The sequence below is a fragment of the Amycolatopsis sp. NPDC003676 genome, assembly GCF_053587275.1.
In genome coordinates this window covers 1-20,549 of sequence record NZ_JBSFNS010000072.1, presented here as the reverse complement: position 1 = coordinate 20,549, position 20,549 = coordinate 1, and the positions used below count along the sequence as shown (strand labels likewise).

Genomic DNA, 20,549 nt, shown 5'->3' with positions numbered 1-20,549 from the left:
GAGTTCCTCAGGGTTCCCCTCACGGACCGCACACCCCGCTCCAGGGCCACCGGGGTCCGGGAGCAGTGAGGAGAACCGTGTCCGCCACCCAGCCCGTCCGGATCCGGGTCGCCACCGCGCAGCCGTACGACGTGCTCGTGGGCCGCGGCCTGCTCGGCGAACTCACCGAGCAGCTCGCCGACGCGTCGAAGGTCGCGCTGATCCACCCGCCGACGCTCACCGCCACCGCCGAGGCCGTCCGCGACGAGCTGGCCGCGGCCGGGCTCGACGCGCACCGCGTCGAGATTCCCGACGCGGAGGACGGCAAAGCGTTCTCCGTCGCCAGCTTCTGCTGGGAGGTCCTGGGCCGGATCGGGCTGGACCGGCGCGGCGTGGTCGTCGCGCTCGGCGGCGGCGCGGTCACCGACCTCGCCGGGTTCGTCGCGGGCACCTGGATGCGCGGCGTCCGGCTGGTGAACGTGCCGACGACGCTGCTCGGCATGGTCGACGCGGCGGTCGGCGGGAAGACCGGGATCAACACCGAAGCGGGCAAGAACCTCGTCGGCGTCTTCCACGAGCCCTCCGCCGTCCTGGTCGACCTCGCGACGCTGGAATCCTTGCCGCGCAACGAACTCGTCGCCGGAATGGCCGAGATCGTCAAGACCGGCTTCATCGCCGACCCGCGGATCCTCGAGCTGATCGAGGCCGACCCGGCACAGGCGCTCGACCCGGCGGGCGACGTGCTCGCCGAACTGGTCCGCCGCTCGATCCAGGTGAAAGCCGACGTTGTCGCCGCCGACCTGCGCGAATCCGACCTGCGCGAAATCCTCAACTACGGCCACACCCTCGGCCACGCCATCGAACGCCGCGAGCGCTACCGCTGGCGCCACGGCGCGGCGGTCAGCGTCGGCCTGGTCTTCGCGGCGGAACTGGCCCGCCTGGCCGGACGTCTCGACGACGCCACCGCCGACCGGCACGCCTCCGTGCTCAAGCTGATCGGCCTGCCCACCGCGTACGACGCGGACGCGCTGCCCCAGCTGCTGGAAACCATGAAGGGCGACAAGAAAACCCGCTCCGGCGTGCTGCGGTTCGTCGTCCTCGACGGGCTGGGCAAACCCGGCAGGCTGGAAGGCCCCGACCCGTCCCTGCTCGCCGCCGCGTACTCGGCGATCGCGGCCGAGGCCACGGAAAACGGCGGGAGCGTGCTGCTGTGAAGACGTTCGTGTTCAACGGCCCCAACCTCGGCCGCCTCGGCAAGCGCGAACCGGCCGTCTACGGCTCCACCACGCACGACGACCTCGCGCAACTGTGCGTCGCGACCGGCCAGGAACTGGGTCTCGACGTCGAGGTGCGCCAGACCGACCACGAGGGCGAAATGGTCGGCTGGCTGCACGAGGCCGCCGACGCGGGCGCGCCGGTCGTGCTGAACGCCGGAGCGTGGACGCACTACTCGATCGCCGTCCGCGACGCCGCCGCCCAGCTCACCGCGCCGCTGCTCGAGCTGCACATCACCAACGTGCACAAGCGGGAGGAATTCCGGCACCACAGCGTGCTTTCGGACATCGCGACCGGGGTGATCGTCGGCCTCGGAGTGGATGGTTACGCACTCGCGTTGCGCTGGATCGCCGCCCACTCGTCCTGACGGCGGCCGGACAGCGAAACCTGCCGCGAGCCCTGCCGCGGCCGGACGATTTCGGCGGCACAGCGTGGTTTCGGACGTCGCGGCCTCGGTGATCGCCGGTCTCGAGGTGGACGGTTCGCGCTCGTGTTGCGTTGGATCGCCAGCGCACAGGACTGACCTGGCGGCGAAGAGCAAAGACTCGCGCTCTTCTCCAGCCGCGCCCGGGCGATTTCGGCGGCACAGCGCCGTTTCCGCCCCGCACCCACCATGCTCGCCAGCCGCGAGCAGCGAACGACTCCACCGCGGCTAGCAGCGCAAAGCAAGCCCCAGGTAAACCCGCCTCCCGACCAGCAGATGCGCGACGTGGTTCACCCATCCGGTGCCGCTGTCGCTACACTCGGCGATCATGCACCCGTTTCGTCGTGGGGGTCGGCGACCCGTGCGTCAGCTGCTCTCGCTGCTGATCGCCGGATCCCTCGTTTCCGGGTGCAGCCAGACGATGGCCCAGCCGCAAGCCGAGGGCACCGACCACGGCGGCATCGCGGGCGGGGGGCCGCAGACTCCCAAGGATCCGCCTCGTGCGGCGGATGTCGCGCTCAGCGCCGGAGCCAGTCGCGCGAGCGGGGGCGTGGTCGCCGCGGGGGCCGTGGACGCGTCCTACAACTACGGCCCCACCGTCATGGTCGAGAACGGCCGCACCCGGATCTGGTGGTGCAGCCAATACAGCAGCGCCCCGCCGCCAGGCGACGACATTCTCTACGCCGAGGGTTCCTCGGCCGACGGACCCTTCACCGGACCGGGTGGCGGTGCGCCGCCCGCAGTCCTGTCCGGCGCTCCGGGCAACTTCGACGGCATGCACACCTGCGACCCGTCGGTGCTGCGCGTCGGCGGCACGTACTTCATGTACTACACCGGTGCCGCGGGCGATCACGCGCTCGGCAACGCGATCGGCATGGCCACAAGCCCGGACGGCATCCACTGGACCCGGTCGAACGGCGGCAAACCGATCCTCGGCGCGTCCCACGACGTCCACCGCGCCAACGTTTACGGCGCGGGCCAGCCCTCGGTGGTCTTCCTCGACGGCTGGTACTACCTGATGTTCACCGACACCACCGGCCGCGCGGCGGGGTGGAACGGGGCGGGCCAGTTCGTGATCCGGGCGCACGACCCGGCGTTCCGCGAGGGCGTGGAAGCGTTGGGGGAGAAGGGGTTCGAGCCCACCGCGACGACCGCCGCGCCGCGGACCCGGTCCGTCGTCGACGCGTTCAGCGTGGACCTGGAGTGGGTCGGCGCGCTCGACGCCTTCGCCATCGCGCACGAGACCGCCGACGGGACCACGATCACCTTCTGGGACCGCGATTTCACGATGCAGCCGTACAAACCTGTCGTGATCCCGGGCGCGTGGAAGGAAGGCCCCGGCCTCGTCCGTCGTCCGGACGGGCACGCGCCGACCTCGGTCAGCGATCCGTGCGACCTGGTCTCGCTGGACGTCGTGCGCGCCACGGAGATCGGCCCGGCGGGCGCGCCGAGCGGGTTGAAGCACTTCGGGCTCGACGTTAAGGGCGCGGGCGGCTGCTCGACCCCGACGCGCAGCACCGCCACCTTCGACGGCGTCGCGATGCCGTCGCCGGACCGCATGATCGACCTCTACCGCCGCGGCGAGCGCATCCGGATCGACCGGCGTTCAGTCGCCTCGGTGCTCGCCGGAGAGCTGGTCGACCGGCCGCTGCCGCAGGTGCCGGAGGTGCCGGTGAAGACCCGCCTGCGCTCCGGTGCGACCGTCGTCCACGCGTACGGCCGCGGCTACGGCATGGTGCTCGACGGGCAGCTTTACGGCCTGCCGGACACGACGATCGTGTCGCTCAACGGTTCCGGGGTGCAGGAGATCGACCCGCAACAGTGGGACGCCGCCGCCCGCGGGCTGCCGCTGGGCGGCTGACCGGCGAAGGCTTCGGTGCGGCCCTCGGGGTCGGGCTCGGCGGCAGTTCGAGTTCGCCGGAGCGGCTGCCGGCGCCGTCTTCGTCCTCGTCGTCCAGCTCCGGGCCGGCCGAGTCCGAGGATTCTTCGTCCGCCGCCGGACGCCGGATCCGGCCGCCGACGAACAGCCCCAGCCCGGCGGGCACCAGCACGAGCAGCGCGGAGAACGCCGCCCCGCCGGTGAGCGCGGCGCTCAGCTCGGAAACCCCGGTCTGGTCGACGAAAATCGCCCGCCCGATCACGTACAGGATGCCCGAGCACACGCCCGCGACCAGCGAGGCGATGAACCACGCGCGCCCTCTGTCGCGCAGGCCGCGCCAGCCGTCGATCGCGCTCCACAGCGCCGCCAGGCCGACCAGTACGGCGATGGTGAGCGACGTGAACAGCGTCTGGCCGGTCGGGTGGAACACGGACCACTTGGCGAGCAGCGTCATCGCGGCGGCGTGCACGACCGCCATGACCAGCCCGCGCGTCAACCAGGCACCCAGCATGGACGGAGTGTAGGCGCGCCGAAGTTAACCGCCAGTAGGCCGCCCTCGAACCGCGGCCGGGCGACGGCCGGAAGCCGCTGGTTAAGCTGGTCGGGTGCCGGAAATCCACGCTCGCCGCCGCGCCGCGCTCGCCGCCCTGCTCCACGAGAACGGGGTCGACGCGCTGCTGGTCACCGATCTGCTCAACATCCGCTACCTGACCGGGTTCACCGGGTCGAACGCCGCGCTGCTCGTGCACGCGGGCGGCGACGCGAAGACCCTGTTCTGCACCGACGGGCGCTACACGACCCAGTCGGAGTCGGAGGTGCCGGACCTGGAACGCGTGCTCGACCGCGCCAGCGCCCGCGCGCTCGCGGCGCACGCGGGCAGCCGGCTCGCGGACTACGGCCGGACCGGGTTCGAGAGCCAGCACGTGAGCGTCGAGGAGCACGAGAACCTCAAGGTGCCCTTCGACCGGGTCGAGTTGATCCGCACGCCGGGGCTGACCGAGCAATTGCGGGTGGTCAAGGACGAGGTCGAGATCGCCGCCCTGCGCGCCGCGTGCGCGGCCGCCGACCGCGCGCTGGCCGGGCTGATCGAGGCCGGGGGAGTGCGGCCGGGCCGGACCGAGCTGGAAGTGGCCCGCGACCTGGAGAACCGGATGCTGGAGCACGGTTCGTCCGGAATCTCGTTCGAATCCATCGTCGCCGCCGGCCCGAACTCGGCGATTCCGCACCACCGGCCGACCGGGGCCGAACTGAGCCGCGGCGATTTCGTGAAGTTCGACTTCGGCGCCACGGTCGACGGCTACCACTCGGACATGACGCGCATGGTCGTCATCGGCGAGCCCGCGGACTGGCAGCGCGAGATCTACGACCTGGTGCACCGCGCGCAGGCGGCGGGCTGCGAGGCGGTCCTCCCCGGCGCTGTGGTGTCCGAAGTGGACGCCGCGGCGCGCTCGGTGATCGCCGACGCGGGGTACGGCGAGCAGTTCGCGCACGGTCTCGGCCACGGCGTCGGGCTGGAAGTGCATGAGGCACCGAGTCTCGCCGCCGCGGGCGTCGGTACACTGTCCGCCGGTATGGCGGTCACCGTCGAGCCCGGCGTGTACCTCGCGGGGCGCGGTGGCGTGCGCATCGAGGACACGCTCGTCGTGCGGGACTCCGGACCCGAACTCCTCACCCTGAGCACCAAGGACCTCGTGGCCGTCTGACGGCCGCGGCCGAAGAGATCGAACACAGGAGACCTGAAGACTCGTGGCCACCACCAACGACCTGAAGAACGGACTCGTCCTCAACCTGGACGGCCAGCTGTGGAGCGTCACCGCGTTCCAGCACGTCAAGCCGGGCAAGGGCGGCGCGTTCGTGCGCACCACCCTGAAGCACGTGCTGACCGGCAAGGTCGTCGACAAGACCTTCAACGCGGGCACGAAGGTCGAGACGGCCACGGTGGACCGCCGGAACATGACGTACCTGTACAAGGACGGCGCGGACTTCGTCTTCATGGACGGCGACACCTACGACCAGATCACCGTGCCCGCCGAGACCGTCGGCGACAACGCGAACTACATGCTCGAGAACACCGAGGTCCAGGTCGCGGTGCACGAGAACGAGCCGCTGTACGTCGAGCTGCCGACCTCGGTCGAGATCGTCATCCAGCACACCGACCCGGGCCTGCAGGGCGACCGTTCCACCGGCGGCACGAAGCCGGCGACGCTCGAGACCGGCGCGGAGATCCAGGTCCCGCTGTTCCTCTCGACCGGCGAGAAGATCAAGGTCGACACCCGCGACGGCCGTTACCTCGGCCGCGTCTCCAGCTGATGGCGGACAAGCTTCCCCCGCACCCGAACCGCGGCGGCGCGATCAGCAGGCGACAGGCCCGCCGGCGCGCGGTCGAGATGCTGTACGAGGCCGCCCAGCGGTCCGCCGACGCGGTCACGCTGCTGGCCGACCGCGTCGGCGCGGTCGAGGTCGACCCGGTCGCGGACTACACGATCACCGTCGTGGAGGGCGTCACGGCCCACCGCGAGCGGATCGACGAACTCCTGGCGGAGCACTCGCAGGGCTGGACCCTCGAGCGGATGCCGCCGGTCGACCTGGCCGTCCTGCGCGTCGGCGTCTACGAGATGCTGTGGTCGGCCGACGTCCCCGACGCGGTCGCGATCGACGAAGCGGTCGGCCTCGCGAAGGAACTTTCGACGGACGACTCGCCGCGGTTCATCAACGGCGTCCTCGGCCGCATCGGCACGATCGCCGACCGCCTGCGCGCGGTGCTGTAGCCCGGCGGCCCGGTAGTCAGAGGTAACCCGGCTGGGGGAAAGCGGCCACCTGAATGGCCGCTGCCTGATCGGGTCACCGCCGGGCCGCGGCGGCCGGCGCGAGGGGCGTTCCGGCGAAAATTGATCACCGAGCGGAATCGGAACCGGTCGGCGGGCGCCCTTCGCGGCGGCCCGGCCCGGCCGGTTTCGCGGCGATCCGGTGAATTCCGGCCGGTGGTCTTCGGGATCCGCTGCGGTGAGTGAGCAGTCGCCCGGCGCGGACAGCGACCGGCGGGGAAATCCGTGCCGTGCTACGGGAATCGCGGAATGAAACTGCGGAAACCGCTAAGCCGCACCGATTTTCCGCGCTGCGCGAGGTAAGCGGTCGAAGAGGCGAGTCGGCGTTCGAAGCCGAACTGCAAGCCACGTCAGGGAATTCGCCCGGAAACCAGAAATCCGGAGCGGGGGAGCGGCCGGGGCGAGGAAACAGTCCCCGGCGGTGCGGCTCGGAACGGAAAACGCGCCGGAAACGTGGACGGGTTCGATTTCCGGCGGCGAAAACGGAGAACTTCAGGCGGGTCCGCCGCACGGCGAACAAGGCACGTCACCGCGGCCGCGGTCGAGATCGGCTCGGATCACCCGAGGTCAACCCGGTCGAGCGCGGCGGCGGAAGAGCCGGGACCCGGCGGCTTCAGAAACGGGATTTCGGGGGCTCCAGCTCCAGAACCGGAACTGTGGTGGCTTCAGGACCAGGACTTCGGCGGCTCCGGAACCGCAACTTCAGCAGGTCCGGAACCGGTAAATCGGCAGCTCCGGCCTCACCCGAAGCGCGGCGGGCGTTCCCGGTTCCCCGGGTGCGGGAAGCCCGCCGCGTCGTGCACGGCCGCTGCCGCCATCGGTCCTCAGTCCTCTTTGGACGGCCGGGCTTCCGGCGGGAGGACGCCCCAGTCGATGAGCTGCTCGGTGAGCTCGCCGGGGGTCATGTCGTAGATGATGGCGAGCGAGCGCAGGTCCTCGGTGCGGATGGAGAGCACCTTGCCGTTGTAGTCGCCGCGCTGGCTCTGGATGGTGGCCGCGTACCGGGCGAGCGGGCCGACCTTCTCCGCGGGCAGCTGCTGGAGCCGCTCCAGGTTGATCACGATCTTCGTGGCGGGCTCGGCTCCGGACGGGACGCGGCCCTCCGGCAGCAGTTCGACCACCGGGACGCCGTAGAAGTCCGCCAGCTCGGCCAGCTTCTGGACGGTGACCGCCCGGTCGCCGCGCTCGTACGAGCCGACCACGACGGCCTTCCAGCGGCCGCCGGACTTCTGCTCGACCCCGTGCAGGGACAGGCCTTGCTGCTGGCGGATCCCGCGGAGCTTGGCCCCGAGCGCCTTGGCGTAATCGCCCATCTGGTGGTTCTCCGTTTCCTCACCCCGCGCCGGCCGGGAGGACCGGGCCGGGGACTCCTCGAGTCGAATACTCAGAGTAATGGTTACGCATAGTTGTCACCAGGTCAAGCAGAAGGTCGGTCCGCGCAGGTGGCGGCCGTGCGCGTACCACCCGGAAGACTGATTGACCGGTCCTGCTACTGTCGGTGCGGTTTCCGGCAGCAGCCGGTTGCCGACGTCCTTTAAGGACCCGTCCAGAGAGGCGGGGAAGGAGGTCCGCCTTGTCGTCACGTCCGCGTGGCGCGGCGGAGCCGGCGGGAGAGCGCGAGCTGCTGTCCGCCGGTGATGTCGCGCGCACGATCGCGAGGATGGCCCACCAGGTCATCGAGAAGACCGCTCTCGGAGCCGGTCCGCCGGAGCAGTACCCGGTGCTGCTCGGCATCCCCACGCGCGGCACTCCGCTGGCCGCGCGCCTCGCCGAGAAGATCGGCGAGTTCGCCGGGGTCGCGCCCCCGCACGGCGCCCTCGACGTCACCCTTTACCGCGACGATCTCCGCCGCCGTCCGCCGCGCGCTCTCGAGCAGACGCAGCTGCCGCCGGACGGGATCGACAACCGGGTCGTCATCCTCGTCGACGACGTCCTGTTCTCCGGCCGCACCATCCGCGCCGCCCTCGACGCCTTGCGCGACCACGGCCGCCCGCGTGCCGTCCAGCTCGCCGTGCTCGTCGACCGCGGCCACCGCGAGCTGCCGATCCGCGCCGACTACGTCGGCAAGAACGTGCCCACCGCGCGCGCCGAGGGCGTCTCCGTGCTGTTGTCCGAAACCGACGGCCGGGACGCGGTGCTGCTGCGCGCGCCGGAAGGAGAAACCCGGTGAAGCACCTGCTCGCCACCGACGGGCTCGACGCGGACACCGCGACCGCCGTGCTCGACACCGCCGACGAGCTGAAGCACACGCTGCTCGGCCGCGAGGTGAAGAAGCTGCCGACGCTGCGCGGCCGCACCGTCATCACGCTGTTCTACGAAAACTCCACGCGCACCCGGGTGTCGTTCGAGATCGCCGGGAAGTGGATGAGCGCGGACGTGATCAACGTCTCGGCGTCCAGCTCCTCGGTGAACAAGGGCGAATCGCTGCGGGACACCGCGCTCACCCTGGCCGCCGCGGGCGCCGACTGCGTGATCATCCGGCACCCCGCTTCGGGCGCCGCGCACCGGCTGTCGGGCTGGCTCGCCGGTCCGGGCACCGCGGTGGTCAACGCGGGCGACGGCACGCATGAGCACCCGACCCAGGCGCTGCTCGACGCGGCGACCTTGCGCGAGCGCCTCGGTTCGTTGAAGGACCGGCGGATCGCGATCGTCGGCGACGTCCTGCACAGCCGGGTCGCGCGGTCGAACATCCACCTGCTCAGCACTCTCGGCGCCGAGGTGGTGCTCGTCGCGCCGCCGACGCTGCTGCCGGTCGGCGTGGAGAAGCTGCCGGTCACGGTGTCGCACGACCTCGACGCCGAGCTGCCCGCGGTCGACGCGGTGATGATGCTCCGCGTTCAAGCTGAACGCATGCACGGCGGGTTCTTCCCTTCCGCGCGCGAATATTCGATCTCTTACGGGCTCTCCGCGCGCCGTCAGGCGCTGCTGCCAGACCACGCTGTCGTGCTGCACCCCGGTCCGATGCTGCGCGGCATGGAGATCGCCTCCGCGGTCGCGGATTCCCCCTCCTCAGCCATTACCGAACAGGTCCGCAACGGCGTCCACGTGCGCATGGCGGTCCTCTACCACCTCCTGGCCAGTGAAGGAGCTGCCGCGTGAGCATCGTGATCAAGGGTGCCCGCCCGTACGGCGAGGGCGAGCCGGCCGACATCCTGATCGAAGACGGTGTGATTGCCGCGATCGGCGGGTTTCGGGTTCCCGACGGCGCCGAGATACTCGACGCCGAGGGCCAGGTCCTGCTGCCCGGGTTCGTCGACCTGCACACGCACCTGCGCGAGCCGGGCCGCGAAGACACCGAAACCATCGACAGCGGTTCCGCCGCCGCCGCGCTGGGCGGCTACACCGCCGTGTTCGCCATGGCCAACACCGATCCGGTCGCCGACAACGCACTCGTCACCGACCACGTGTGGCGGCGCGGGCAGGAAGTCGGCCTGGTCGACGTCCACCCGGTCGGCGCGGTCACCGTCGGGCTCAAGGGCGAGAAGCTCGCCGAACTGGGCACGATGGCGAAGGGCACCGCGGCGGTGCGGGTCTTCTCCGACGACGGCGTGTGCGTCGCGGATCCGCTGCTGATGCGCCGCGCGCTGGAGTACTCGACCGCGCTCGACGCCGTGATCGCCCAGCACGCCGAGGAACCGCGGCTCACCGTCGGCGCGCAGGCGCACGAGGGCGAGCAGGCGTCGCGCCTCGGTTACCCGGGCTGGCCGGCGTCGGCGGAGGAGTCGATCGTCGCGCGCGATTGCCTGCTGGCACTGCACGCGAACGCGCGGCTGCACGTCTGCCACGTCTCCACCGCAGGCACCGTCGACGTCCTGCGCTGGGCGAAGGAACGCGGCACGAAGGTGTCGGCCGAGGTCACGCCGCACCACCTGCTGCTGACCGACGACCGGCTGGAGACCTACGACCCGGTCAATAAGGTCAACCCGCCGCTGCGCACCGGCGGCGACGCGGAGAAGCTGCGCGCCGCGCTGGCCGAGGGCGTGGTGGACTGCGTCGCGACCGACCACGCGCCGCACGCCCCGCAGGACAAGGACACCGAATGGGCCGCGGCCCGGCCGGGCATGCTCGGCCTGCAGACCGCGCTGTCGGTGGTCGTCGAGACGATGGTCAAGACCGGCCTGCTCGACTGGCGCGGCGTCGCCCGCGTCATGAGCGAGCGGCCCGCGGAGGTCGGGAACCTCGCCGGGCACGGCCGTCCGATCGAGGTGGGCGAACCGGCGAACTTGACGCTGGTCGACCCGGACGCCGAATGGACCGTGCGCGGGGCCGAGCTGGCCAGCATCGCGGCCAACACCCCGTACGAGGGAATGCGGTTGCCCGGCGTGGTGACGGCGACCCTGCTGCGCGGGCGGATCACCGCGCGCGAGGGGAAGATCTGCTGATGGAGCGGCTGCTGCTGACGCTGGGGATCGTCGTCTTCTTCCTGCTGTGCCTGTGGGGCATGTGGATGGGCTGGCGGCGCAAGGCGCGTTCGCAGAGCGCGCGGATCGCGCCGTTCCCGGAGATCCCGGCCGAGCCCGGCGAGTTCCAGCTGGAGTCCGTCGGCGTGTGCGTGGGCACCACGACCGCGGGCAACTGGCAGGACCGCGTCGTCACGCGAGGCGCGGGCCCGCGTTCCGGAGCGGTCTGGCGGCTGCACCCGGACGGGATCGCGGTGGAACGCGGCGGGCTGCCGGACTTCTGGATCCCGCGCTCCTCGATCACCGGGATCCGCCGCGACTCCCGGCTCGCCGGGAAGGTCACCGGCACCGATGTGCTGCTGGTGATCACCTGGCGGCTCGGCGACGTCGAGCTGGACACCGGATTCCGGGGTGACGACCTGGACGACTATCCGCAATGGATCAACGAACTTTCCGATCACGACATCAAGGGAGGTGCCCAGTGAGCACCGGCACTCGCGGCCCCGCCGCCCTGGTTCTCGAAGACGGCCGGGTGTTCCGCGGCGCGGCGTACGGCGCGCGCGGGCGGACCCTCGGCGAGGCGGTGTTCTGCACCGGCATGACGGGTTACCAGGAAACGCTGACGGATCCGTCCTACCACCGCCAGATCGTGGTGCAGACGGCGCCGCAGATCGGCAACACGGGCTGGAACGACGAGGACGACGAATCGGCCCGGATCTGGGTTTCCGGTTACGTGGTGCGGGATCCCGCGCGCACGCCGTCGAGCTGGCGGGCGAAGCGCACGCTGGACGACGAACTGGTCCGCCAGGGCGTGGTCGGGATTTCCGAAGTGGACACCCGGACGCTGACGCGGCATCTGCGCGAGCAGGGCGCGATGCGCGCGGGCGTCTTCTCCGGCGACGCGCTGGGCAGCGACGAGCAGATGGTCGAACAGGTCCTGGCGAGCCCGCCGATGAAGGGCGCGGACCTCGCGGGCGAGGTCTCCACGGACAACCCGTATGTCGTTGCGGCGCAAGGCGAACGGCGGTTCCGGGTCGCGGCGCTGGACCTGGGGATCAAGTCGAACACGCCGCGGCTGATGACGCAGCGGGGCATCGAGGTGCACGTGCTGCCCTCGAGCACGAGCGCGGAGGAACTGCTGGCGCTGGAGCCGGACGGAGTGTTCCTGTCCAACGGCCCGGGCGACCCGGCGACGACCGCGCACGCGACGGCGTTGACGAAAACCGTTCTGGAGCAGCGGATTCCGCTGTTCGGGATTTGTTTCGGCAACCAGATCCTCGGCCGCGCCTTGGGTTTGGGCACCTACAAGATGCGCTACGGGCACCGGGGCATCAACATCCCGGTGATCGACGTGGCGACCGGCCGGGTCGCGATCACCGCGCAGAACCACGGTTTCGCCCTCGAAGGCGAGCCGGGCCAGCGCTTCGATTCCCCTTACGGGGCCGCGCAAATCAGCCACTACTGCCCGAACGACGACACCGTCGAGGGCGTGCGCGCGTTCGACGTGCCCGCGTTTTCCGTGCAGTACCACCCCGAAGCGGCAGCGGGTCCGCACGACGCCGCGCCGCTGTTCGACGAATTCGTTGACTTGATGGAGAAGAAGGCCTGATGCCGAAGAGGACTGACATCCAGCACGTGCTGGTGATCGGCTCCGGGCCGATCGTGATCGGGCAGGCGGCCGAGTTCGACTACTCGGGCACGCAGGCCTGCCGGGTGCTGCGCAGCGAGGGTCTGCGCGTGTCCCTGGTGAACTCGAACCCGGCGACGATCATGACGGACCCGGAGTTCGCGGACGCGACCTACATCGAGCCGGTGACGCCGGACTTCGTGGAGAAGGTCATCGCGGCGGAGCGCCCGGACGCGATCCTGGCGACGCTGGGCGGGCAGACCGCGCTGAACTGCGCGGTGGCGCTGCACGAGCGCGGCGTGCTGGAAAAGTACGGCGTCGAGCTGATCGGCGCGGACATCGACGCGATCCAGCGCGGCGAGGACCGGCAGAAGTTCAAGGACATCGTGCGCACGGTCGGCGCGGACGTGCCGCGCTCGCGGGTGTGCCACGACATGGACGAGGTCCGCGCGACGGTCGAGGAACTGGGCCTGCCGGTGGTCATCCGGCCGTCGTTCACGATGGGCGGCCTCGGCTCCGGCATGGCGCACACGCCCGAGGACCTGGAGCGGCTGGCCTCGACCGGGCTCACCGAGTCCCCGGTCACCGAGGTGCTGATCGAGGAGAGCGTGCTCGGCTGGAAGGAGTACGAGCTCGAGCTGATGCGCGACAAGCACGACAACGTCGTGGTCGTGTGCTCGATCGAGAACGTGGACGCGATGGGCGTGCACACCGGCGACTCGGTCACCGTCGCCCCGACGATGACGCTGACCGACCGCGAGTTCCAGGTCATGCGCGACGTCGGCATCGCGGTGCTGCGCGAGGTCGGCGTGGACACCGGCGGCTGCAACATCCAGTTCGCGTTCAACCCGGCCGACGGCCGGATGGTCGTGATCGAGATGAACCCGCGCGTGTCGCGAAGCAGTGCGCTGGCGTCGAAGGCGACCGGTTTCCCGATCGCGAAGATCGCGGCGAAGCTGGCCATCGGCTACACGCTGGACGAGATCCGCAACGACATCACCGGCGAGACCCCGGCGGCGTTCGAGCCGACGCTGGACTACGTCGTGGTGAAGGTGCCGCGGTTCGCGTTCGAGAAGTTCCCCGGCGCGGACCCCACGCTGACCACGACGATGAAGAGCGTCGGCGAGGCGATGTCGTTCGGCCGCAGTTTCCCCGAGGCGCTCGGGAAGGCGATGCGGTCGATCGAGACGAAGGCGACCGGGTTCTGGACGCTGCCCGACCCCGAGGGCGCGACCGTCGAGTCCACTTTGGACTCGCTGCGCACGCCGCACGAAGGCCGCCTCTACGAGGTGGAACTGGCGCTGCGGCTCGGCGCGACGGTCGAGCAGGTGCACGAGGCTTCCGGCATCGACCCGTGGTTCATCGACCAGATCGCGCTGATCGGCGAGGTCGGCGCCGAGGTCCGCGACGCCCCGGTGCTCGACGGCGACCTGCTGCGGCGGGCGAAGCGCACCGGCCTGTCGGACCGCCAGATCGCCGCGCTGCGCCCGGAACTCGCGGGCGAGGACGGCGTGCGGGCGCTGCGGCACCGGCTGGGCGTGCGGCCGGTGTTCAAGACGGTCGACACCTGCGCGGCGGAGTTCGCGGCGAAGACGCCCTACCACTACTCGGCCTACGAGACCGACCCCGCGGCCGTCTCCGAGGTCGCGGCGCAGGGCGACAAGCCGAAGGTGCTGATCCTCGGCTCCGGGCCGAACCGGATCGGGCAGGGCATCGAGTTCGACTACTCCTGCGTGCACGCGGCGATCGCGTTGCGCGAGGCCGGGTTCGAGGCCGTGATGGTCAACTGCAACCCGGAAACCGTGTCCACGGACTACGACACGAGCGACCGGCTGTACTTCGAGCCGCTGTCGTTCGAGGACGTGCTCGAGGTCGTGCACGCCGAGCAGCAGTCCGGCACGGTCGCCGGCGTGATCGTGCAGCTGGGCGGGCAGACCCCGCTCGGCCTCGCGCAGCGGCTGGCCGACGCCGGGGTCCCGGTCGTCGGGACGCCGCCGGAGGCGATCGACCTGGCCGAGGACCGCGGCGCGTTCGGCGAGGTGCTGACCGAGGCCGGGCTGCCCGCGCCGAAGTACGGCACGGCGACCTCGTTCGAGGGCGCGAAGCGGATCGCCGACGAGATCGGCTACCCGGTGCTGGTCCGCCCCTCCTACGTGCTGGGCGGGCGCGGCATGGAGATCGTCTACGACGAGGAATCCCTCGCCGGCTACATCCGCCGCGCCACCGAGGTCACCCCCGAGCACCCGGTGCTCGTGGACCGGTTCCTGGACGACGCCATCGAGATCGACGTCGACGCGCTGTTCGACGGCGAGGACCTCTACCTCGGCGGCGTCATGGAGCACATCGAGGAAGCCGGGATCCACTCCGGCGACTCCTCCTGCGCCCTGCCGCCGATCACCCTCGGCGCGCAGGACCTCGACGCGGTCCGCCGCTCCACCGAGGCCATCGCGCGCGGCGTCGGCGTCCGCGGCCTGCTCAACGTGCAGTACGCGCTCAAGGACGACGTGCTCTACGTCCTGGAAGCCAACCCGCGCGCCTCGCGCACCGTCCCGTTCGTCTCCAAGGCCACCGCCGTCCCGCTGGCGAAGGCCGCGGCGCTGGTGATGACCGGCTCGACGATCAAGGACCTGCGCGCCAGCGGCGTCCTGCCCGCCGAGGGCGACGGCGGCCGCATGCCCGCCGACTCGCCGGTCGCGGTCAAGGAAGCCGTGCTGCCCTTCCACCGGTTCCGCACGCCGGAAGGACACGGCGTCGACTCGCTGCTCGGCCCGGAAATGAAATCCACCGGCGAGGTCATGGGCGTCGACACCTCCTTCGGGAAAGCATTCGCGAAATCCCAAAGCGGCGCCTACGGATCCCTTCCCACCTCGGGACGGGTTTTCGTCTCCGTCGCCAACCGCGACAAGCGTTCGCTCGTGTTCCCGGTGAAGCGGCTGGCCGACCTCGGCTTCGAAATCCTCGCCACCTCCGGCACCGCGGAAGTGTTGCGGCGCAACGGGGTTGCCTGTTCGGTCGTGCGCAAGCACTCCGAGCCGGACCCGGGAACCGGCGAGCCGAACATCGTCGACGTGATCCTCGCCGGCGAGGTCAACATGGTGATCAACACGCCGTACGGAAACAGCGGACCGCGCGTGGACGGTTACGAAATCCGGACTGCCGCGGTTTCGCGCGATATTCCGTGTGTCACCACGGTTCAGGGTGCCGCGGCGGCCGTGCACGGCATCGAAGCGCTTATCCGCGGCGACATCGGCGTGCGCAGCCTGCAGGACCTCCAGGCGGCCTTGAAGGCGACGTCGTGACCGCGCGGTTCGGGGCTCGGCTGGCCGAAGCGGTGGCCGCGCGCGGGCCGCTGTGCGCCGGGATCGACCCGCATCCGGGCTTGATCGAGGCGTGGGGCCTGCCGCTCGACGCGAGCGGGCTCGAACGCTTCGCGCTCAGCGCCGCGGAGGCGCTGGGCGAGGTGGCGGCGATCGTGAAGCCGCAGTCGGCGTTCTTCGAAGCGTTCGGGCCCGCCGGAGTGGCGGTGCTCGAACGCGTCGTGGACGTCGCCCACGACGCCGGAGCGCTCGTCCTGCTGGACGTGAAGCGCGGGGACATCGGTTCCACCATGGCGGCCTACACGGCGGCGTACGTGGCCGAGAAGGCGGCTTTCACCGCCGACGCGGCCACGGTGTCGCCGTACCTCGGCTTCGGCGCGCTCGACGCGGCTGTCGCGGCGGCGCGCGAAGCGGGCAACGGGCTCTTCGTTCTCGCGCGCACGTCCAACCCGGAAGCGAACGCGTTGCAGCGCGCGCGGCTCGAAGACGGCCGTACGGTCGCTCAGAGCGTCGTAGACGCTGCTGCGGACCACAATGCGGGTGCTGAGCCGTACGGCGACGTCGGCGTGGTCGTAGGGGCCACTGTGGCTCCTGGGGAAGTCGACCTGAGCCGGCTCAACGGACCGGTGCTCGCACCCGGTTTCGGGGCGCAGGGGGCAACTGAGGCGGATTTGCGGGCAGTCTTCGGCGAGGGGCTCCCAGGCCTGCTCCCGGCCTCGTCGCGCGACCTGCTGCGCCACGGCCCGGACACGGCGGCGTTACGCCGTGCGGCCCAAGAGGTGAACGGCCGGTTGGCGGGACTCCGCGAAAAAGGCCAATAGCAGGCCCCGGAATCGCGCTCCACCAGCCACCCCCGCATTGTGGCCCCTGCTCAGGGGTGGGTACCGTCGCGTCACCCACCCAGATGTGAGAACTACCGGAGGAAAACGTGGCACTTCCCCAGCTGACAGAGGAACAGCGTGCTGCGGCGCTGGAGAAGGCCGCCGCCGCCCGCCGCATCCGTGCTGAGCTGAAGGAGCGGCTGAAGCGGGGCGGTACCACTCTGGTCGACGTGCTGAAGCAGGCCGAGGAGAACGAAGTCCTCGGCAAGATGAAGGTTTCGGCCTTGCTCGAGGCGCTCCCCGGCGTCGGCAAGGTGCGCGCCCAGCAGACGATGGAACGACTGGAGATCGCCCCCAGCCGCAGGCTCCGCGGGCTCGGCGACCGGCAGCGCAAGGCGCTGCTGGCCGAGTTCAGCGGCGAGTGAGCGGCGTCGGTCAGGACTACCCGGTGACCCGGGGCGCCGACCGCGGCAGTGAGCCGGTGGCAGGAGACATCTCCCGCCCCCGGCTCACGGTCGTCTCCGGCCCTTCCGGCGTCGGGAAGTCGAGTGTGGTGGGACAGCTGCGCCTGCTCGAGCCGAACCTGTACTTCAGCGTTTCGGTGACGACGCGGGCGCCGCGGCCGGGCGAGGTCGACGGAAACCATTACCACTTCGTGGATTCCGCCGAATTCGACCGGATGGTGGCCGGGAACCGGCTGCTGGAATGGGCCGAGTTCGCGGGCAACCGGTACGGCACGCCGCGCGAGCCGGTGGAGAAGGCGTTGGCCGACGGCCGTCCGGCGGTACTGGAGATCGAACTCCAGGGCGCCCGGCAGGTCCGGGCCGCGATGCCGGAAGCGCGGCTGGTCATGCTGATGCCGCCGTCCTGGGAAGAACTGGTCGGCCGGCTCACCGGACGCGGCACCGAGACCGAGGCCGCCGTGGCCGCCCGGCTGGCGGAGGCGGAACGCGAACTGGCCGCGGCGGGGGAGTTCGACGAGCGGGTCGTGAACGCCGACGTCGAGGTCGCCGCGCGGCGGTTGCTAGACTTGATTACCGGCGGTGGCGATTCTGCCGCCGCTCGATGTGACGATACGGAGCACCACGAGTGACTGTGCAACAGGCGACGCTGGAAGAGCTCGAAGGCATCACCAACCCGCCGATCGACGACCTGCTCGAAAAGGTCTCCTCGAAGTACGCGCTGGTGATCTACTCGGCCAAGCGGGCCCGGCAGATCAACGACTACTACGCGCAGCTGGGCGAGGGCCTGCTGGAATACGTCGGCCCGCTGGTCGAGCCCGGCCCCCGCGAGAAGCCGCTGTCGATCGCGCTGCGCGAGATCCACGGCGGGCTGCTCGAGCACACCGAGGGTGAATGACGCCAAGCCCAGGGTCGTCCTGGGCGTGGGCGGCGGCATCGCCGCCTACAAGGCGTGCGAGGTCCTGCGGGGCCTCACCGAATCCGGGCACGACGTCCGCGTCGTGCCCACCGAGGCCGCGCTGAACTTCGTCGGCGCGGCGACCTTCGAGGCGCTGTCCGGGAACCCGGTGCACACCGGGGTTTTCACCGAGGTGCCCGAGGTGCAGCACGTGCGGGTCGGCAAAGAGGCCGACCTCGTGCTGGTCGTCCCGGCGACCGCGAACCTGCTGGCCAAGGCCGCGCACGGGCTCGCCGACGACCTTCTGACGAACACCCTGCTCACCGCCCGGTGCCCGGTCGCCTTCTTCCCGGCGATGCACACCGAGATGTGGGAGCACCCGGCCACCCGCGACAACGTGGCGCTGCTGCGCTCGCGCGGCATGGTCGTCACCGAACCGGCGGCGGGTCGGCTCACGGGCGTCGACACCGGCAAGGGACGGCTCGCCGACCCGGCCGAGATCGTCGACCTGGCCCGCTTGCTGCTCGCCGAACCGAAGGCGTTGCCGCGAGACCTCGAAGGCCTCCGCGTGGTGATCTCCGCGGGCGGTACCCGCGAACCGCTCGACCCGGTCCGTTTTCTCGGCAACCGCTCGTCGGGCAAACAGGGCTTCGCCCTCGCCCGGGTCGCCGCGCAACGCGGTGCCGAGGTCACGCTGGTAGCTGGGCACACCGACGAACTTCCCGCCCCGGCGGGCGCGACGCTGCAGCGCGTGTCTACCGCGGAAGAAATGCGCAAAGCAGTGCATTCCGCCGCTGCGGACGCGGATGTCGTCGTGATGGCCGCCGCGGTCGCGGATTTCCGGCCCGCGACGCTGGCCGACCACAAGATCAAGAAGTCCGATGACAGCCCGGACCCGGTCATCACGCTCGACCGCAACGCCGACATCCTCGCCGAAGTGGTGCGAGGACGGCGTTCCGGGCAGATCGTCGTGGGCTTCGCCGCGGAAACCGGCGACGAGAACGGCAGTGTCCTCGACCACGCCCGCGCCAAGCTTCGCCGCAAGGGCGCGGATCTGCTCGTGGTCAACGCGGTCGGCGACGGAAAAGCCTTCGGCACCGAGGACAATTCGGGCTGGCTGCTCGCGTCGGACGGCACTGAGCAGGTCATTCCGCAGGGTGCCAAGGCCCGGCTGGCGGCCACATTGTGGGATGCCGTAACAGCGTTGATCGAACGTCGACTTTAGCTACAGGCCCGCTGGGTAGGGTGGGCTGTGCCAGGAGCGCCTGAAATCCGGTGGGGCGCCACCGCTTGACCGAGGGAAGTGACGAGGTCGTGTCTGCGTCCACGAAAAGGCTGTTCACGTCGGAATCCGTGACTGAGGGCCACCCCGACAAGATCTGTGACGCCATCAGCGACTCGATCCTCGACGGCCTGCTGACCAAGGACCCGCGCAGCCGGGTCGCCGTCGAGACCCTGATCACGACGGGCCAGGTGCACGTCGCGGGCGAGGTGACGACCGAGGCGTACGCGGACATCCCCACCATCGTGCGGGACGTCATCCTGCGCATCGGCTACGACTCGTCGGCCAAGGGCTTCGACGGCAACTCCTGCGGCGTGAACGTGGCGATCGGGTCGCAGTCGCCCGACATCGCCCAGGGCGTCGACACGGCGTACGAGTCGCGCGTGGAATCGGACGAGGACGAGATCAACCGCCAGGGCGCGGGCGACCAGGGCCTGATGTTCGGCTACGCCTGCTCGGACACGCCCGAGCTGATGCCGCTCCCGATCGCCCTCGCACACCGCCTCTCGCGCCGGCTGACCGCGGTCCGCAAGGACGGCGTGCTGCCGTACCTGCGTCCCGACGGCAAGACCCAGGTCACCATCGAGTACGCGGGCGAACAGCCGGTGCGGCTCGACACCGTCGTGGTCTCCACCCAGCACGCGGACGGCATCGACCTGGAGCAAATGCTGGGCGTCGACGTGAAGAAGCACGTCGTCGAGCCGGAGCTGGCCGAACTGGGCCTCGACACCGACAGCACCCGCCTCCTGGTGAACCCCACCGGACGCTTCGTGATCGGCGGCCCGATGGGCGACGCGGGCCTCACCGGCCGCAAAATCATCGTCGACACCTACGGCGGCATGGCCCGCCACGGCGGCGGCGCGTTCTCCGGCAAGGACCCGTCCAAGGTGGACCGCTCCGCCGCGTACGCGATGCGCTGGGTGGCCAAGAACGTGGTCGCGGCCGGGCTTGCCGGACGGGTCGAGGTGCAGGTGGCGTACGCGATCGGCAAGGCCGCTCCCGTGGGCCTGTTCGTCGAGACCTTCGGCACCGAAACGGTCGACCCGACCAAGATCCAGTCGGCCATCAGCGAGGTCTTCGACCTGCGTCCCGCCGCGATCATCCGCGACCTGGACCTCCTGCGCCCGATCTACGCCCCGACGGCGGCATATGGCCACTTCGGCCGCCCGGACCTGAACCTCCCCTGGGAAAGCACCGCCCGCGCGGACGCCCTGCGCTCCCTGGCCGGCGCCTGATCCGTTCTTTGGTCCGTGAAGGGCCCCTTGAGGGAATCTAATTCCCTGAAGGGCGCCTCCAGCTCCTGCATCACGAGCGTGCCCGTGGCGTCCTGGGTCAGCGTCTGATCGACCCGCAGGCCGATT

At 70.7% G+C, this 20,549-nt stretch carries 20 protein-coding genes; 18 read left to right on the top strand and 2 right to left on the bottom strand.

The genetic code is table 11. The annotated features are described in order from the left end of the window. The first annotated feature begins 77 nt into the window (after positions 1–77). The 3 genes from aroB to ACWDNU_RS31185 all read left to right on the top strand — a co-directional run bounded on the left by aroB (position 78) and on the right by ACWDNU_RS31185 (position 3,539). Positions 78–1,193: a 3-dehydroquinate synthase gene (gene aroB / locus ACWDNU_RS31195; protein WP_449671510.1), complete on the top strand. Its 1,116-nt coding sequence runs from the start codon at positions 78–80 to the stop codon at positions 1,191–1,193. Beyond that, positions 1,190–1,621 carry a type II 3-dehydroquinate dehydratase gene (gene aroQ / locus ACWDNU_RS31190; RefSeq protein WP_449671509.1) on the top strand — a complete coding sequence of 144 codons (432 nt, stop codon included), beginning with the start codon at positions 1,190–1,192 and terminating at the stop codon, positions 1,619–1,621. The genes aroB and aroQ overlap by 4 nt, the downstream gene beginning before the upstream one ends. Positions 1,622–2,048: 427 nt before the next feature. After that, a complete protein-coding gene (locus tag ACWDNU_RS31185; RefSeq protein ID WP_449671523.1) occupies positions 2,049–3,539 on the top strand; it encodes a beta-xylosidase in 1,491 nt (496 codons plus the stop codon). Here the strand turns inward: ACWDNU_RS31185 and ACWDNU_RS31180 are convergent. Further along, a complete protein-coding gene (locus ACWDNU_RS31180) occupies positions 3,463–4,068 on the bottom strand; it encodes a B-4DMT family transporter (RefSeq protein ID WP_449671508.1) in 606 nt (201 codons plus the stop codon). The two genes, ACWDNU_RS31185 and ACWDNU_RS31180, sit on opposite strands and share 77 nt — an antisense overlap. A gap of 94 nt (positions 4,069–4,162) precedes the next feature. Here ACWDNU_RS31180 and ACWDNU_RS31175 point away from each other — a divergent pair, with 94 nt between their 5' ends. Genes ACWDNU_RS31175 through nusB form a run of 3 tightly spaced genes read left to right on the top strand, consistent with a single transcriptional unit; the run spans position 4,163 to position 6,325 of the window. Then, complete coding sequence (locus ACWDNU_RS31175; RefSeq protein ID WP_449671507.1) at positions 4,163–5,260, top strand: M24 family metallopeptidase; 1,098 nt, start codon at positions 4,163–4,165, stop codon at positions 5,258–5,260. Positions 5,261–5,303: 43 nt separating this feature from the next. Further along, the gene (gene efp / locus ACWDNU_RS31170) at positions 5,304–5,867 is read left to right on the top strand and encodes an elongation factor P (RefSeq protein WP_370938777.1); all 564 of its coding nucleotides are present in this window, start codon (positions 5,304–5,306) and stop codon (positions 5,865–5,867) included. After that, positions 5,867–6,325: a transcription antitermination factor NusB gene (gene nusB / locus ACWDNU_RS31165; protein WP_344267335.1), complete on the top strand. Its 459-nt coding sequence runs from the start codon at positions 5,867–5,869 to the stop codon at positions 6,323–6,325. Before efp ends, nusB begins: the two co-directional genes overlap by 1 nt. A gap of 881 nt (positions 6,326–7,206) precedes the next feature. Here nusB and bldD read toward each other — a convergent pair. After that, positions 7,207–7,695, bottom strand: a complete 489-nt coding sequence (bldD, locus tag ACWDNU_RS31160; RefSeq protein WP_003096372.1) for a transcriptional regulator BldD — start codon at positions 7,693–7,695, stop codon at positions 7,207–7,209. A gap of 260 nt (positions 7,696–7,955) precedes the next feature. Between bldD and pyrR the strand changes: the two genes are divergently transcribed. The 12 genes from pyrR (at position 7,956) to metK (ending at position 20,423) form a co-directional block, all read left to right on the top strand. Continuing rightward, a complete protein-coding gene (gene pyrR / locus ACWDNU_RS31155) occupies positions 7,956–8,552 on the top strand; it encodes a bifunctional pyr operon transcriptional regulator/uracil phosphoribosyltransferase PyrR (protein WP_101434583.1) in 597 nt (198 codons plus the stop codon). Next, positions 8,549–9,481: an aspartate carbamoyltransferase catalytic subunit gene (locus ACWDNU_RS31150; RefSeq protein WP_449671506.1), complete on the top strand. Its 933-nt coding sequence runs from the start codon at positions 8,549–8,551 to the stop codon at positions 9,479–9,481. Before pyrR ends, ACWDNU_RS31150 begins: the two co-directional genes overlap by 4 nt. Further along, the gene (locus tag ACWDNU_RS31145; RefSeq protein WP_449671505.1) at positions 9,478–10,764 is read left to right on the top strand and encodes a dihydroorotase; all 1,287 of its coding nucleotides are present in this window, start codon (positions 9,478–9,480) and stop codon (positions 10,762–10,764) included. The genes ACWDNU_RS31150 and ACWDNU_RS31145 overlap by 4 nt, the downstream gene beginning before the upstream one ends. Continuing rightward, the gene (locus ACWDNU_RS31140; protein ID WP_370938773.1) at positions 10,764–11,267 is read left to right on the top strand and encodes a PH-like domain-containing protein; all 504 of its coding nucleotides are present in this window, start codon (positions 10,764–10,766) and stop codon (positions 11,265–11,267) included. The genes ACWDNU_RS31145 and ACWDNU_RS31140 overlap by 1 nt, the downstream gene beginning before the upstream one ends. Continuing rightward, positions 11,219–12,391 (top strand): glutamine-hydrolyzing carbamoyl-phosphate synthase small subunit, encoded by a 1,173-nt coding sequence (gene carA / locus ACWDNU_RS31135; protein ID WP_370938772.1) that lies wholly within the window; start codon positions 11,219–11,221, stop codon positions 12,389–12,391. Before ACWDNU_RS31140 ends, carA begins: the two co-directional genes overlap by 49 nt. Next, complete coding sequence (gene carB, locus ACWDNU_RS31130) at positions 12,391–15,708, top strand: carbamoyl-phosphate synthase large subunit (RefSeq protein WP_449671504.1); 3,318 nt, start codon at positions 12,391–12,393, stop codon at positions 15,706–15,708. Before carA ends, carB begins: the two co-directional genes overlap by 1 nt. Beyond that, on the top strand, positions 15,705–16,547 hold the full coding sequence (gene pyrF, locus ACWDNU_RS31125) for an orotidine-5'-phosphate decarboxylase (protein ID WP_449671503.1): 843 nt from the start codon (positions 15,705–15,707) through the stop codon (positions 16,545–16,547). Before carB ends, pyrF begins: the two co-directional genes overlap by 4 nt. Positions 16,548–16,654: 107 nt before the next feature. Further along, positions 16,655–16,972, top strand: coding sequence for an integration host factor, actinobacterial type (mihF, locus tag ACWDNU_RS31120; protein WP_003096398.1), 318 nt, complete (start codon positions 16,655–16,657; stop codon positions 16,970–16,972). Further along, positions 16,969–17,640, top strand: a complete 672-nt coding sequence (gmk, locus tag ACWDNU_RS31115; protein ID WP_370938768.1) for a guanylate kinase — start codon at positions 16,969–16,971, stop codon at positions 17,638–17,640. Before mihF ends, gmk begins: the two co-directional genes overlap by 4 nt. Then, positions 17,637–17,906 (top strand): DNA-directed RNA polymerase subunit omega, encoded by a 270-nt coding sequence (gene rpoZ, locus ACWDNU_RS31110; RefSeq protein WP_020658117.1) that lies wholly within the window; start codon positions 17,637–17,639, stop codon positions 17,904–17,906. Before gmk ends, rpoZ begins: the two co-directional genes overlap by 4 nt. Then, a complete protein-coding gene (gene coaBC / locus ACWDNU_RS31105) occupies positions 17,899–19,131 on the top strand; it encodes a bifunctional phosphopantothenoylcysteine decarboxylase/phosphopantothenate--cysteine ligase CoaBC (RefSeq protein WP_449671502.1) in 1,233 nt (410 codons plus the stop codon). Before rpoZ ends, coaBC begins: the two co-directional genes overlap by 8 nt. Before the next feature lie 89 nt (positions 19,132–19,220). Beyond that, positions 19,221–20,423, top strand: a complete 1,203-nt coding sequence (gene metK, locus ACWDNU_RS31100; RefSeq protein ID WP_182890437.1) for a methionine adenosyltransferase — start codon at positions 19,221–19,223, stop codon at positions 20,421–20,423. Positions 20,424–20,549: the final 126 nt, after the last annotated feature.

What these genes read in the sequence shown, in the direction of transcription:
- ACWDNU_RS31180 (WP_449671508.1), bottom strand. Translation starts at nt 4,068, where the DNA reads ATGCTGGGTGCCTGGTTGACGCGCGGGCTGGTCATGGCGGTCGTGCAC.
- nusB (WP_344267335.1), top strand. Translation starts at nt 5,867, where the DNA reads ATGGCGGACAAGCTTCCCCCGCACCCGAACCGCGGCGGCGCGATCAGC.
- bldD (WP_003096372.1), bottom strand. Translation starts at nt 7,695, where the DNA reads ATGGGCGATTACGCCAAGGCGCTCGGGGCCAAGCTCCGCGGGATCCGC.
- ACWDNU_RS31140 (WP_370938773.1), top strand. Translation starts at nt 10,764, where the DNA reads ATGGAGCGGCTGCTGCTGACGCTGGGGATCGTCGTCTTCTTCCTGCTG.
- carA (WP_370938772.1), top strand. Translation starts at nt 11,219, where the DNA reads ATGGATCAACGAACTTTCCGATCACGACATCAAGGGAGGTGCCCAGTG.
- carB (WP_449671504.1), top strand. Translation starts at nt 12,391, where the DNA reads ATGCCGAAGAGGACTGACATCCAGCACGTGCTGGTGATCGGCTCCGGG.